This window comes from Exiguobacterium sp. s193 (genome assembly GCF_018618755.1).
Lineage (GTDB): Bacteria > Bacillota > Bacilli > Exiguobacteriales > Exiguobacteriaceae > Exiguobacterium_A.
The window spans coordinates 588,666-601,821 of sequence record NZ_JACSMR010000001.1 but is presented as its reverse complement, the minus strand read 5'-3'; the positions used below and the strand labels follow the sequence as shown (position 1 = coordinate 601,821).

12 protein-coding genes are annotated in these 13,156 nt (G+C 47.0%); 5 read left to right on the top strand and 7 right to left on the bottom strand.

The features are described from left to right. The first annotated feature begins 45 nt into the window (after nucleotides 1–45). Nucleotides 46–1,887, top strand: coding sequence for an ABC transporter permease (locus tag KNQ04_RS02915; protein WP_251136825.1), 1,842 nt, complete (start codon nucleotides 46–48; stop codon nucleotides 1,885–1,887). A gap of 25 nt (nucleotides 1,888–1,912) precedes the next feature. Further along, nucleotides 1,913–2,542 (top strand): helix-turn-helix domain-containing protein, encoded by a 630-nt coding sequence (locus tag KNQ04_RS02910; protein WP_214847156.1) that lies wholly within the window; start codon nucleotides 1,913–1,915, stop codon nucleotides 2,540–2,542. Nucleotides 2,543–2,866: 324 nt separating this feature from the next. Here the strand turns inward: KNQ04_RS02910 and KNQ04_RS02905 are convergent, their stop codons facing one another. The 3 genes from KNQ04_RS02905 to KNQ04_RS02895 all read right to left on the bottom strand — a co-directional run bounded on the left by KNQ04_RS02905 (nucleotide 2,867) and on the right by KNQ04_RS02895 (nucleotide 5,448). Next, entirely contained in the window at nucleotides 2,867–3,298 is a 432-nt protein-coding gene (locus KNQ04_RS02905) for a hypothetical protein (protein WP_214847154.1), read from the bottom strand. A 64-nt stretch (nucleotides 3,299–3,362) separates the two neighbouring features. Next, nucleotides 3,363–4,565 carry an ABC transporter permease gene (locus KNQ04_RS02900; RefSeq protein WP_214847152.1) on the bottom strand — a complete coding sequence of 401 codons (1,203 nt, stop codon included), beginning with the start codon at nucleotides 4,563–4,565 and terminating at the stop codon, nucleotides 3,363–3,365. After that, a complete protein-coding gene (locus KNQ04_RS02895) occupies nucleotides 4,555–5,448 on the bottom strand; it encodes an ABC transporter ATP-binding protein (RefSeq protein ID WP_214847150.1) in 894 nt (297 codons plus the stop codon). Before KNQ04_RS02895 ends, KNQ04_RS02900 begins: the two co-directional genes overlap by 11 nt. Nucleotides 5,449–5,780: 332 nt before the next feature. On the opposite strand from KNQ04_RS02895, the gene KNQ04_RS02890 reads away from it, so the two are divergent. Continuing rightward, nucleotides 5,781–6,386: an alpha/beta hydrolase gene (locus KNQ04_RS02890; protein WP_214847148.1), complete on the top strand. Its 606-nt coding sequence runs from the start codon at nucleotides 5,781–5,783 to the stop codon at nucleotides 6,384–6,386. Nucleotides 6,387–6,445: 59 nt separating this feature from the next. On the opposite strand, the gene KNQ04_RS02885 is transcribed toward KNQ04_RS02890, so the two are convergent. Both KNQ04_RS02885 and KNQ04_RS02880 read right to left on the bottom strand, forming a co-directional pair. Continuing rightward, the gene (locus KNQ04_RS02885; RefSeq protein WP_214847147.1) at nucleotides 6,446–6,913 is read right to left on the bottom strand and encodes a hypothetical protein; all 468 of its coding nucleotides are present in this window, start codon (nucleotides 6,911–6,913) and stop codon (nucleotides 6,446–6,448) included. 680 nt (nucleotides 6,914–7,593) lie between these two features. Beyond that, a complete protein-coding gene (locus KNQ04_RS02880; RefSeq protein ID WP_214847145.1) occupies nucleotides 7,594–8,334 on the bottom strand; it encodes an SGNH/GDSL hydrolase family protein in 741 nt (246 codons plus the stop codon). 43 nt (nucleotides 8,335–8,377) lie between these two features. On the opposite strand from KNQ04_RS02880, the gene KNQ04_RS02875 reads away from it, so the two are divergent. Then, nucleotides 8,378–9,445 carry an acyltransferase family protein gene (locus KNQ04_RS02875; RefSeq protein ID WP_214847143.1) on the top strand — a complete coding sequence of 356 codons (1,068 nt, stop codon included), beginning with the start codon at nucleotides 8,378–8,380 and terminating at the stop codon, nucleotides 9,443–9,445. A 51-nt stretch (nucleotides 9,446–9,496) separates the two neighbouring features. Next, a complete protein-coding gene (locus KNQ04_RS02870) occupies nucleotides 9,497–9,829 on the top strand; it encodes an Asp23/Gls24 family envelope stress response protein (RefSeq protein ID WP_251136824.1) in 333 nt (110 codons plus the stop codon). A gap of 42 nt (nucleotides 9,830–9,871) precedes the next feature. Here the strand turns inward: KNQ04_RS02870 and KNQ04_RS02865 are convergent, their stop codons facing one another. Next, nucleotides 9,872–10,630 (bottom strand): SLAP domain-containing protein, encoded by a 759-nt coding sequence (locus KNQ04_RS02865; protein ID WP_214847141.1) that lies wholly within the window; start codon nucleotides 10,628–10,630, stop codon nucleotides 9,872–9,874. Further along, complete coding sequence (gene secA / locus KNQ04_RS02860; RefSeq protein ID WP_214847140.1) at nucleotides 10,614–12,974, bottom strand: preprotein translocase subunit SecA; 2,361 nt, start codon at nucleotides 12,972–12,974, stop codon at nucleotides 10,614–10,616. The genes KNQ04_RS02865 and secA overlap by 17 nt, the downstream gene beginning before the upstream one ends. Nucleotides 12,975–13,156: the final 182 nt, after the last annotated feature.

Here is a 13,156-nt window from a genome sequence, read left to right as displayed (position 1 = left end):
TATCAGCGTCTGTATTATGGGTACGCCCTGACGATTGTCATTGCGATGACGATTTCGACGACCTACTGGAACTTAGTGACGAGTGCTTCGTTCCAAAATGTCGCCAAAGTTTTGAGTCAATTGAATCAAGTCATCGAACTGACGATGATTTTTGTTTTTATCGCCGAACTGATTATTCTTTTTTTCAGTATTCTCTTTATTTATGCGACGACATATACGATGCTTGAGCACCGGAAAAATGATTTGCGTGTCATGCGTACTTTAGGGAGCGGGTTTTCGCATTTCCTGAAATACTTCTTGATCGAAGTGTTGCTCGTCGGCGGGGTCGCGATTTCGGCAGGTTTATTGTTAGGTGTCGTCTTGACGAAACTGATGTTACTTGCGATTGAGAAAGTCATGTTTTTACCACCGCTCGATATCGAGATTTCGGCGTTATCCTTCTTGGTGCTGATCGCCGGCGCATTACTTGTCCTGATGACGGCGACCGTTCTCGCGATCTATCGTTTCCGTCCCGACCGTCCGATTCGGACACGGTCGAAGTTCCGGAGACGGTTTCGTTTCGTTATTCGAATTCTCGCAGTCGCTGTTTTGTTTTATGGGTATGTGCTCGCATTGAATAAACAACCAGGTTTCTTTATGTTATTTCCGCTCGTAATTTTCATCGGCTCGTTTTTTATTTGTCGTGACGTCTTACCGACGATGATGAAACTGTATCGTCCGCGGACGTTGTCACTTCGAAAACTGATTGTCTCTGAAATCGCCAAACAGTTGCGGACGAACAGTACGTTAGTCGCCTTAGGAACGATTTTAACGTCGTGTGCGCTGGCTGCTGTCGGACTTGTCTTCATGTTTCAGCTCGTCGGGTTAGACTTGTCTTCGCAAAACCAATTCGGTCTTGTCTATTATGAAGAAACCGACGCACAGTCGGAGCGTCTCCAAAAGATTGAGCAGACGATGAAGCAGACCTTTCCGGAAAAGTATCAACAAGAGATCAAGCTGAAGAGACAGGGGACACGGTATGTCTTAGGTCTCTCTGACTACAATCAGCTGCTCGACCATCTTGGACGAAAGCCGCGTGCCCTGAAGCGGAACGAGACCTTCTTCATCCCGGCGCGTCCGGTCCAGTTAAAAGAAGTGACACCGACGATGAAGCAGGCGAAGAAAAAGATGGAGCAGGCAGGATTTACACTCACGTCACCTGCCAAACACCGTCTCTTGTTTGGCTACAACTACCGGATTGAAACGTTATTTGTCCTCCGTGATGATGCGTTTGATCGGCTGGCAGAACGGCCTGCCCGTATACGTGTTTTTGAAACGCCTGCTTATCGTGATTACGGGACGAAGGCGTGGGATGACTGGATGTCAATCGTCCGGGAAATTCAATCGAAAGCCAAGATGACGAAAAAAACGGCGGCACCTTATCAATTAATCAATGAAACGGAAGATGAGCTTGATGGCATTCGAATCGTCCGTCTCGTCTCATTCGTCGTGATTCTTTTGACCGTCTGGCTGTTCGTCATCAACGCGAGTTTTCTACATGTCTGGATGCAGATGACGGCGGAACAAGAACAACAGCGGTTGAAGACACTGTTTGCACTCGGGTTTGACCGACGAAGCGTGCGCATCTTTTTGCTTGTTAAGTATGGTGCTGTCTTGATGATTCCGTACTTAATTTCGATTTTCCATGCATGGTTGCTGTTTCAAGTCGTTGTCTCGGAAGCGGGACTGAAGATGACGCCATTCCTAGGAGTGTCCTTGATGTGGATTGGTATCGTCACGTGTTGTTATCTCGTCAGTATTTTTCCATTATGGATTCGATACCCGGAACATCTTCTACGAAAATCCTGCGAAAGTTCGATGTATCCGATACCCGATTCAAGGGTATGATAAGAGCATAGCGAGGAGGGAGAACATGCTGGATCATTCACCATATCGAGGGTACGGGGACCGCATTCGGATTTTACGGGAGCGGGCCGGCATCTCGATTGATCAGTTAGCAGAAAATCTAGGTGTCGCACCTTACTTCATCCGACGAACGGAATTGAGTGAGGTCTATCCGACAAAAGCGTATATCGAGTCGCTCGCAGACGTATTAAAAATCGATTCGAGTTATTTAGCGCGGCATATTTGGACGGGAGAGTCACTGAAATTTGTCATGCAGGACAACACACCGCTCGAGGAAATGCGTTTAGCGTATGAGCAGACACTTGGTCAGGATGAAGCTGTCATCGAGGCACAACTCGAGGAACGGATGCGGATGTTTGACTTAATGTACGATGAAGATGTAAGACAGATTGAACAGACGATGAGTACGACGGAGCAACGGATCTTTCATGAGTTGGTCGAATCCGTCATGGAGGCAGGCGAACTTCAGCGGGAAGAAACGCTGAAAACGTTCGAGATGTTCGAGGATAAACTCCCTTCGATGACGCAACTGGATGAATACTTGGACCGGTTGACGGAAGGGACGACACCCGTCCGGACGACCCATTATGCGAAATACAGTCAACAAATCAATCGGTCACGTTATCACCGGAAATAAAAAAACTGCCGTCCCTTTTTTAGAGGTGGCGGCAGTTTTAGCATGTAGACAAACTCTTATGAAGAGTAAAAATGATATATCTAAATGGGATTAGTTCGCGCTTTCCTGTCTCGCCTCGTCTTCAAAGCGGCAACCTTTCGCGGTTCTAAGCGATTCAAGACGGATTGCGTTCTAAACCGTCTTTTTCAAGCAATACTGCCAATAGTGTCACGTTTCGTTGACTCGCCCGAGGGAAGCAACGGAAAAAGACGCTTTATCTCCCAATGTCACTTTGTCTACACGCTGAACTGCCGTCCCTTCGTTGAGAGGAGACGGCAGTTTTGATTATCGTTGTGGAACTGGGCGGTAAGGTGCTCGACCTTTTTGACGTGTGCGACCGATGACGAACCCGATGATCGCATTCGCAATCACGAGGACCCAACCGACATAACCGAAGTTGAGCGTCAAGCTACCGAGCATAGCTTGCCATTTAAAGATCATCATGAAATCTCCACGGATTGCGAAGCGCGCGACACAGACGAGAAGCACGGTCGTACCGGCGATGAAGATTCCCATCCAACTCCCGAACAAACGCGACGATTGCATGCGTACAGCGACGAACGACCAGTAAAAGAGACTGACGACGAACGTCGTGCCACCATAGGCAAGGACGAGCTTCCACGTCTCGCTTGCTTGTGGAAATTTCGTGAACATGACAAGGGACGAGACGATGGCGGCAGCAGTAAACAGAATAGCTGCCCAAAAACGAGACCGCATAACAAAGTTCCTCCTAAAGTTTTTCTCACTTAAAGATAGCGGAAACGATTCGTCTTGTAAACCACTACTGACGACCACTTAAAATACGTCGCAGTTGCTTGAGGGGGTTCGACCCATAGAACAGGACGCCACCTCGATAAAATTTTGTCCCGACAAACAGGGCAAGGGCGATGCTGATACCCATTAGACCAATCGACAAGGCGACTTGCCAAATCGGGACGTCTGTCAGCATGACCCGTAAGAACATCAACATCGGGGTGAAGAACGGAATGAATGATAAGACGACGACCGCTTGATTCGTCGGAGCATTCAGACTGAACATCGAAATCGTGAAGGCAATGACGATTAACATGATGACCGGTAGCGTCACTTGCTGGGCATCTTCGACCCGACTGACGAGTGAACCGAGTGCTGCAAGTAACGTCGCATAGAGGAAATACCCGAGTAAGAAGAACAAGAACAAGTAACTGATCGTTCGAATGCCAAGTGAATCGAGTGCTAAACGATCAAACAGACTACTCTGCTTCCCACTGTAGTAACCGACGAGGATGAGGAGTGAAAGTTGAATCATACTGACCGTTGCAATCGACAAAATCTTAGCAAGCATGTGTTGGATAGGACTGACGGCAGAAATCAACAGTTCCATGACCCGTGATGATTTTTCATTCGCAATTTCTGAGACGATCATCCCTCCGTAGATCGCAATCGTAAAGTACATCAAAAAGAGTAAAATATAGACGAGGGACGAAGCAGCGAACAGTTCCTCTTCGCTCTTTCCGCCGGTTGAAGTCAGTTCCTGTTTCATCGCGACAGGCTCGGCGATTGAGGCGAGAAGTGTAGGATCGATCTCCGCCTCGGCAATGATACGCTGATCACGCACTTGTTTCAGGGCGGCTGACAATTGCATCTGAAGTTGCTGTTCCGGGCTTTCACTAATCAATGTGACGGCGTAAGGATCATCGGTCATTAGTGCGACGGCATCATAAGTCCCTTTTTTTACGACGTCACGTGCTTCTTTTAAGGTGAAGTCTTTTTTATCGACGTCGGTTTTAATGCCACTTTCTTTTAGAACAGGAATGATGTCCGCATCAAGTGAACTGACAACGGCGATTTTAGGGTCATCTCCTGAAAACCAATCGATAATCCGTTCAATGTTCGTCAGACCGACTAAAAAGACGACAAGTAACACAGTCGAGATGAGAAAACTTTTCGACCGCAATTTTTGTAATAGACTAAAGCGATACAAGGTAATAAATTTACGGTTCATAACGTTTTCCGACCTCCTCGATGAAGATGTCCTGTAGTGAGAGTTGATCCCAGACGAAACGTTCGACGTGGAAACCTTCGGTAATTAAATGGCGAAGTAATCCGTCGGCGGCTTCTTTCGATTCGACTTGGAGCGTGTAGCCGGTGCCTTCCGTCTCGACCTGTAAAATACCAGGGAGTGCATCCCATAACAATGGTGGGGCATCAGTTGCTAACAAAACACGCGTTTTGCCGTAGCCTGCTTTGATGTCTGGTAAGTAACCGGCGACAACGGGTTTTCCATGATTTAAAATCGCGACATGTTCGCATAATTCTTCGACATGATCCATCCGGTGACTTGAGAAGACAATCGTCGTCCCGTCCGTCGTCAGTTTCCGGACCGCTTTTTTAAGTTGTTCGACGTTTACAGGGTCAAGTCCGCTGAACGGTTCATCGAGAATCAACAGATCTGGCTTGTGTAGGACGGCAGAAATCAATTGGATTTTTTGCTGATTCCCTTTAGACAGCTGCTCGACCCGCATTTTTTCATACTGAGGGATTTGGAAATAGTCCAACCAATCGACCAACGATTTTTTTGCGTCTTTACGCCGCATCCCACGAAGCTCGGCTAAAAAGATTAACTGTTCATCGACCCGAATCTTTGGGTACAATCCCCGTTCTTCTGGTAAGTAGCCGATTTTCGACAGGGGAATGGCTTTTCCTTTCCACGTGATCGATCCTGTCGTCGGTTGTAAGATACCGAGCAACATCCGGAACGTCGTCGTCTTCCCAGCACCGTTTGCGCCAAGTAAACCAAAGATTTGACCTTCCGGGACTTGAAATGAAAGCTCGTCGACAGCTGTGAACTCGCCGAATTGTTTAGTGATGTTCTTTAGTTCTAGCATATGAACCTCCTTTGAAAACGTGATGAATTAAGTAAGTATGTAACCGTTCATTGTATCCCTACGAAAAAAATGGTTAAAGGTTCCATTTTGGACAAAAATCACATGAGCATCTTTATTTACTTTTAGTAAATAAGTTACTATTATTATGTTAAGGGTAAAAGAGATTAAATAGGGAGTCGTCATGAAAGCGCAACGGACAATCCATGATTTTCCGTCGGCGAAGCGTTCGAAACGCTTGGTGAAGAATTGAAGTTGCCTGAGCAATTTGAGGCACACCGGACGCAAATCGCACAACATGTCGCACCAATCACTATCAATAAGGGGAGACTTATATGATTCATCTTTATGAACAACCTAAAAAACAAGGGGCACCGGTTTTCCTGCTCCTTCACGGAACAGGTGGCACAGAACAAGATTTGATCGGGCTCGTCCAATTGCTTCATCCGGATGCCGGTTATCTTTCGGTCCGCGGAGCAGTCACAGAAAATGGAATGCCACGTTTCTTTAAACGTTTGGCAGAAGGTGTATTTGACGAAGCAGACTTAGCATTGCGGACAAAAGAATTGATCGCATTCATCAAAGAGAAAAGTGAGACGTATCAATTCTCCGTTCAAGAATTAATTCCCGTCGGTTACTCAAACGGCGCGAATATCGCAGCAAACATGATGTTCGAAGAAGCACTGTTCGCACAAGCGATTTTGCTTCACCCGATGGTACCGCGCCGTGGCATCCCGTTGCCAAATAGTGCAGGCGTCAACGTCTTCATCGGAGCGGGGGCAAATGATCCGATTTGTGCAGCAAGTGAGACGGAAGAATTAAAAGCACTATTTGAAGGTGCCGGAGCACGTGTCGACGTGACGTGGTCGAATCATGGGCATCAGCTCGTCATGCCGACCATCGACAGCGCAGCGTCTTGGCTGAAGAAGCAGTTAGCTTAATAAAAAAGCATCGCGGACTTAAGGGGGCAGAATCCCTAAGTGCGTGATGCTTTTTCTAATCAAGCGGGATGATCACTTTTTGGGCGGGAATAAACAATCAGAATGCCACGTTCGACGAGGTGCATGGCCAGAAGTTCTTTTGCATCCTCGGAGACGTTCATTTTCGTAATGTGTTTATAGAGATGCCGTAACTCACGCCGCATCGGTTTTCGGACGAGCCACATACTATCGATGATGGAGCACCAGGTGAGGACAGTTTCTTGACCGATATAAAATTGCGTTTGCCGATTGAGATAACGAATCCACCATTCGTCACGGATCATTTTCAGGGTGACACCAGTCATGAGGACAACGACGAGTGAGAGCGGGAGGGTTTCGTACAAAGGAAGACTCGTCATTACATCACGAAGTCCAGTAACTAAGCTGAGCATCGTCCATCCAATGAGTCCGATGACAAGCCAATAACCAAAGTTGAGTGTGCTTCGCTGCTGAATCATAAGTTTTGGTTTCAAGAGTGGAGTGGCCATCAGAATCACCTCCTTGTTAAATAATCGAATTTTCTGACAATTTATACTTGTCCCTCTACTATAGTTACTTTTTCCCTAAACGTCCAGTCGTTAGACATGGAAAATGTGTTTCTTTCTTGACGTTTTTCGTGTACGCTAAAAAAAGAAAGTGAGCGGTTACATAAAGGAGGAGAAAAGATGGTGGATCAAGTTGTATGGATTGCAGTCGGAATCGTCGCAATCGCGGTGTTTGCGGCATCAAGCGTTGCTGCATACATGGGAGTTAAAAACCAAGAAGACTAAGAAGTGGTCAGGCATCTGCCTCGCTGAATCTTCACGAACAAAAAGGACGATTCCGCAGTCGGAATCGTCCTTTTTGCATGTAGACAAACTATTATGAAGAGTGAACATTGCGATCAGTTTGCGCTCTAAACCATCTGCATGCCGGGATTTCCGTCACGGTATTCCCAAAAAAGCGTCATGTTTCGTTGACTCCTACGGGAGAAGCGCGTGATCCACGCGCTGTCGAGAGGCAGGCAAGACCCTGCTTCTTGTCCGTTAGGATCAAGGAGCAACGGCTTGCGCCTCGCCCGAGGAAAGCAACGAAAAAAGACGCGTGATCTCCCGATGGCACTTTGTCTGTCTACAGCCTGAGGGCGATTCCGTGTTCGGAATCGCCCTTTTCATTTGTGGAGTGGATGTTATTTATTTGCTGTCACGTCTATCTTTTTCGCATATGGTTTTAAGGCATCGCTCCAGCGTAGATACCCACCACCGACAAGATGCAGTCCATCATAGGTTAGCCGATTTTGGAGATAGCCTTGATCGTTCGTCAAGACAGGTCGTAAATCGACGAAATCGGCATCGACTGATTCTGCGAGCTGCTTCAAATTACGATTTAACGCTTCGACTTCACGGTTGACCCGAACGGAGTCGGAGTACTTCGGCGCGACGGGAACCGTTGACTGGATGACGACATCGATGTTATTTTTTCGGAGTGTCGTCACGATTGTCGTCATGTTCTCAGTGATTTTAGAGACCGGTGTAAAGTGACGAATATCATTGATGCCACCCATCAAGAAAACTTGTTTCGGTTTTAACTCGAGAATTAAGTCGAGGCGTGTCAAAAAACCTTCCGTCGTATCACCGGGAATTCCGAAATTGACGATTGATGCATCGTTCATCAAGATCCGCCAATCGGCAAAATGTGTCATCGAATCACCTAACATGACAGCATTCGGAGATTTTGGGTATTGATAAGTATGGAAGAGACTATTCAATCGGACATAGTTGGAATTTTTCGTGTATTGGAATGTCGTAACCGGTTTCGAACTCATTGCAGGAAAGACGTCTTCGATTAAATCAAGAGGTTTACGTCCGAACAGTAATGCAAGGAGAACGATGTTTATGACAACCGAGAGAATCAATAGTGCTTTTTTCATAAAACAATCGTTCCTTTCAGAGGAGTATAAGGGGTAGTGTAACATGAATCGAAATCCATGGTTCGATAATATTAAAGGATTTCTTGTCATTTTCGTTGTCATCGGTCATATGCTGACGGACGTTCGATTCGACTATGATGGCAAGGTGCTCGAAACGGTTTATTTAATCATCTATTCGTTCCACATGCCATTGTTCATCATTTTGAGTGGCTACTTCTTTCGCGAAAACAAGTACTTACGTGTCATTCAATTGTTTGCCGTCTACTGCGTCTGGCAAATCTTGATTGGTTCGTGGGCGACATTTGGTGAAGGACTCCCCTTATTGTCGGGCCAAAATATTGGGACGCACTTGCTCCGACCGTACTGGGCACTTTGGTATTTGTTTGTCATGGTCGTCTGGTATATCGTCACACCATACGTCGTTCACTTGAGAGGTTATGTCTGGTTCGGATTAGCGTTCGCTCTCTTGTATGGTTTCGAACTCGAAAATACAGGCTTCTTAGCACTACGGAAGTTAATCATGTTCTATCCGTATTTCTTATTAGGGAACTACCTCTCGGAACACGAATTTATTCGTATCTTCGAGATGCCGAAGAACTTCAAACGCCGCATGAACGTCCGGTTGCTTGGTGGATTGGCGTTTACGTCCGTCGTCGTCTTTTTATTATTTGAAGCATGGCGGGATACACCACGAGAAATCGTCGATCTCGCGAATGCGTTCAAACACCGTTTTCCCTATGTCGAACAGTACGACAGCGATGCTTGGATTGGCGTCCTTAAACACAGTGTCATTTATTTCGTCTCGATCACGGCATCGCTCGGATTCATGATGCTCGTACCGATGCGTCGTCTGCCGCTCGTGACCCGGGCCGGCGAACTGAGCCTCTACGTCTATCTCTTGCATGTCTTTTTCGTCATGGCATGGCGCCAGTATGTAACGGATGCCTTTGTACCTGAACCTTGGGTCGCCTTACTGATCATTATCGGGGCTGCGATTTTGATTGTCGGCATCATCATTCACCCTGCGGTCGTCCGAATGTTACGGCCGTTGATTGAAATCGATATTCGTCCGATCGTCGAGAAGCGGGAAGACCTTTCAAAAAAAGGTTAAATGCTATACACTTTAAAGTAGATGGATTAATAGATGAAGGGCGTGGAAAGTATGTCATATAACTTAAACAACGCGGATGGTGTCGTAAACGTTTCGCAACAAGTAATCGAGGTCATCGCGGGAGTTGCGGTCAAGGAAACGGAAGGTATCGCCTTTTCGCAGGATGACTCCAAACTACAAGAAAAACAAATGGTTAAACTCGTTAAGGTCGAAGATGTCGGTGGAGACATCACGGTCAGTTTGTCGCTCCATATCAAGTATGGTATGTCGATCATCAAGACAGCGGGGAAAGTTCAGGAACGGATTGCACAAGACATGGAAAACATGTTGGCGTTCCAACCGAAAGCAGTCAATGTTCGAGTCATCGGGTTACTCAAGGGATGAAATGAAAAAGCGCTTCGTCAGCAGACGAGGCGCTTTTTTTGATTAAGGAAGATAGCGGAGGGCAAGACGTTCGGTTGCCGTTGCTGAATAATTAAACTGCAGGCGAATGGCATATTCGCTCATTGAAAAAACAGATACAGTGGGGTGCTCGGTCTGTGCAACCGTCGTCTCTCCGGTGACGAGTTCGAATGCCAACTGATCGAGTGTCAACAGCTGATCACTTGGATTACGCACTAAGACGATTGCCTCGACGGAAGTCTCTTTTTTTAGCAGCGATACCGGAAGCAGTGACCAACCGTCCGTCGGAGGAGCCGGGTGAGAAAAAGCGATTTGGCGGATCCGTTGACGTTCCGTCTCCGAGAACGACGAATCGATCTGCACATCCGTCAACAATTCGTTCGAGAAGACGAGTTGGACCGGATCAGTCAGCGAATCCAGGTCGACAAAAACATCTTCTTCCGAAAACTCAAGCCAAAGCGGCAGTGTCGCCATTGGCAACAGGACAGGTATTTCTTCGACGCTGAGCGTTTTCCGGGCAATCAGTTGATCACCGGACAACGCAAGAACAACTAAATCATTCAATTGGAATGATTGGTCGAGTGTGTTCTGGAAGAGGGCAATCAACCGAAGTGGCTGTTTTTCTAATAGTTGAAACAGATGAATGGCCATTTGACCCGGTGCGAGCCCTGGTAGTTGGGTCGCGACGTAGCGGAAGACATATTCATCTTCTTTGACAATCGGCATATCATCCGTGAAATAGAGCGCTGGGTGCAGCGACGCTGTGTCAGTCGACGGTTGCATGAATCATTCCTCCTTCAATCGTAACGCTCTCAAAACGGCAAAGGCTTGAAACGACTTGCTTTTCGAAAGAACCAATGGCGTAAGTGAAGTAAGCCATCCCTTCCTGTTCAAAGATGCGGACAGGTTGTTCCTGCGCGTACCCCCGAAGGTGAATGCCTTCCTTCAATGAATTCATCGCAGTCAAGTGACTTGTCCATTGTTCATCAAGTGCGAGAAGCATGAAACGGCGTGCTGCCTCTTCGTGCAGGGCAAGGTGATCTTGCATTACGGATTCCGTGTCAGCAATGAGAGATGTTAATTGTTGTTTCATTTCATCAATCGACTCGACACGATCAAGTGTGACAGGATGCTGAACGAGTTGTTCAATGTCTGCTATTAATAATTCGAGCGGCCACTCTTCCGGAACGAGTTCGTCGTCTAAATGATGATCAACAAAAGCGTGGATGACACGTGAAGCGAATGGCTGAATGAATGTATCGAGTGAAGCAGACTCAACAATCTGGTTACGAAGACGATAGATCGCGAGGCGTTGTTCACTGATGACATCTTCTAATTGCACCAGTTCATCACGCACACTCCGATTGACGGATTCACACGTTTCTTGGGCATAAGATAACAAGTGACGTGCTTCCTTTAAGGTGATGGGACCTGAAACAGTCGTCAATTTTTTTTGGACACGGATCAGACGGTCTTTTGCGAAGCGACGGGGCAGTTCATCTTCAAGCGATAAGTAAAAACGAGTCAATCCAGGGTCACCTTGGCGTCCTGCCCGGCCACGCAATTGATTATCGATCCGGACGGATTCGTGGCGCTCTGTCCCGATGACGAACAAACCACCATGTTGTTTGGCCGCTTCATCGAGGACGATGTCGGTTCCGCGACCTGCCATGTTCGTCGCGATCGTGATCCGACCTGCTTGTCCGGCCGTCTCAATGATCCGAATTTCTTGATCGACGGTCTTCGCGTTGAGGATTTCGTAGCGGATGTTTTCGAGATCTAAGACATGCGCTACTTTTAGGGATTGTTCGATGGAAGTCGTTCCGATTAAAACAGGTTGTCCCGTTTGGTGTGCGCGTCGTGTCGCTTTTGCGATGGCTTGATATTTTTCCTGGCTCGTCAAAAAGAGGACGTCCGGATCATCAATCCGGATTTTAGGACGGTTTGACGGGATCGAGACGACATCCATCCGGTACGTTTTTAGAAATTCATCACGTGACGTCGCGGCAGTACCGGTCATCCCCGATACATGATGATACAGGCGGAAGTAATGTTGGACCGTGATTTGGGCGGTCGTCCGATTTTCTTCCGTCACAGTCACATTTTCTTTTGCTTCGAGGGCTTGGTGTAAGCCGTCTGATAAACTGCGGCCTTCCATTAATCGCCCGGTAAACAAGTCGACGAGCGCAATCTTATCATCTTTGACGATGTAATCGATATCCCGTGTCAAAACGACATGGGCACGAAGCGCTTGGATGACATAGTGGAACAACACAGCATGTTCTGCTGCGAAGAGTTGGTCGATCCCGAAGGAGCGTTCAATCGTTTCGATTCCTTGATCAGTCAAGGCGACAGCCTTGATCTCATCGTCGAAATTATAATCTTCCTCCGCCTTGAACGTCTCAATGACACGACGGACGAGTTGTTGTAAAGCTTCATGGACAGTATCACGCTCTGCCATGATGAGGGGAGTCTTCGCTTCGTCAATTAAAATGCTGTCGACTTCATCGATGAGTGCGAAGCGAAGCGGACGCTGCAACCGATCTTCCTTGCGTGAGACGAGATGATCTCGAAGGTAGTCGAAACCAAACTCTGTTCCGACACCATATGTAATGTCAGCGGCGTATGCGAGTTGTTTCTCTTCGAAGGACAAGTCGGAGCGATTGATTCCAACCGTCAGTCCTAAAAAACGATGGATTTGTCCGATTTGTTCGGCATCGCGTTGCGCCAAGTATTCATTGACCGTGATGACATGAACACCTTGACCGTGTAAGGCTTGCGTGAAGCTTGCGAGAGAAGCGACAAGCGTCTTCCCTTCACCCGTCGCCATCTCAGCGATATGCCCTTCTAGTAAAGATAAGCCGCCAAGGAGTTGGACATCGTAATGACGGAAACCGAGCGTTCGGATACTTGCTTCCCGGACAAGAGCGAATGCGGTCGCCGTGATGGACTCGATTGTCTCACCGGTTTCGAGGCGTTCTTTTAACGAGACCGTCAATGCACGTAACTCGTCATCTGTTTTTTGTTGCATTTCTGCTTCAAGACTGTTGATCGACAGAACGATCTTTTCATAACGGCGCATCCTGCGACTTTGTTCATCGAGAAGTTGTTTGACACGTTGGAACATCGCTAGCCACTCCTTCATTTTTACAGGTAACTTCACCTAATTATACCAGTTAAAAATTGTAAAACGAATAGTAAAAAGATAAATAAGCAAAACATTTCCTCGGATTTAAAAGGATTTTTTAAGGAGGTCAATCTTTAAAAAACAATCGGATTCATGTTTCAAAATAGTTTTTTGATAACGCT

Excerpts from the sequence above, each read along its gene's own strand:
- KNQ04_RS02890 (WP_214847148.1), top strand. The coding sequence starts at position 5,781 with ATGATTCATCTTTATGAACAACCTAAAAAACAAGGGGCACCGGTTTTC.
- KNQ04_RS02875 (WP_214847143.1), top strand. The coding sequence starts at position 8,378 with ATGAATCGAAATCCATGGTTCGATAATATTAAAGGATTTCTTGTCATT.
- KNQ04_RS02885 (WP_214847147.1), bottom strand. The coding sequence starts at position 6,913 with ATGGCCACTCCACTCTTGAAACCAAAACTTATGATTCAGCAGCGAAGC.
- KNQ04_RS02915 (WP_251136825.1), top strand. The coding sequence starts at position 46 with ATGACGATTTCGACGACCTACTGGAACTTAGTGACGAGTGCTTCGTTC.
- KNQ04_RS02895 (WP_214847150.1), bottom strand. The coding sequence starts at position 5,448 with ATGCTAGAACTAAAGAACATCACTAAACAATTCGGCGAGTTCACAGCT.
- KNQ04_RS02870 (WP_251136824.1), top strand. The coding sequence starts at position 9,497 with ATGTCATATAACTTAAACAACGCGGATGGTGTCGTAAACGTTTCGCAA.
- KNQ04_RS02900 (WP_214847152.1), bottom strand. The coding sequence starts at position 4,565 with ATGAACCGTAAATTTATTACCTTGTATCGCTTTAGTCTATTACAAAAA.
- KNQ04_RS02905 (WP_214847154.1), bottom strand. The coding sequence starts at position 3,298 with ATGCGGTCTCGTTTTTGGGCAGCTATTCTGTTTACTGCTGCCGCCATC.
- KNQ04_RS02880 (WP_214847145.1), bottom strand. The coding sequence starts at position 8,334 with ATGAAAAAAGCACTATTGATTCTCTCGGTTGTCATAAACATCGTTCTC.
- secA (WP_214847140.1), bottom strand. The coding sequence starts at position 12,974 with ATGTTCCAACGTGTCAAACAACTTCTCGATGAACAAAGTCGCAGGATG.
- KNQ04_RS02865 (WP_214847141.1), bottom strand. The coding sequence starts at position 10,630 with ATGCAACCGTCGACTGACACAGCGTCGCTGCACCCAGCGCTCTATTTC.
- KNQ04_RS02910 (WP_214847156.1), top strand. The coding sequence starts at position 1,913 with ATGCTGGATCATTCACCATATCGAGGGTACGGGGACCGCATTCGGATT.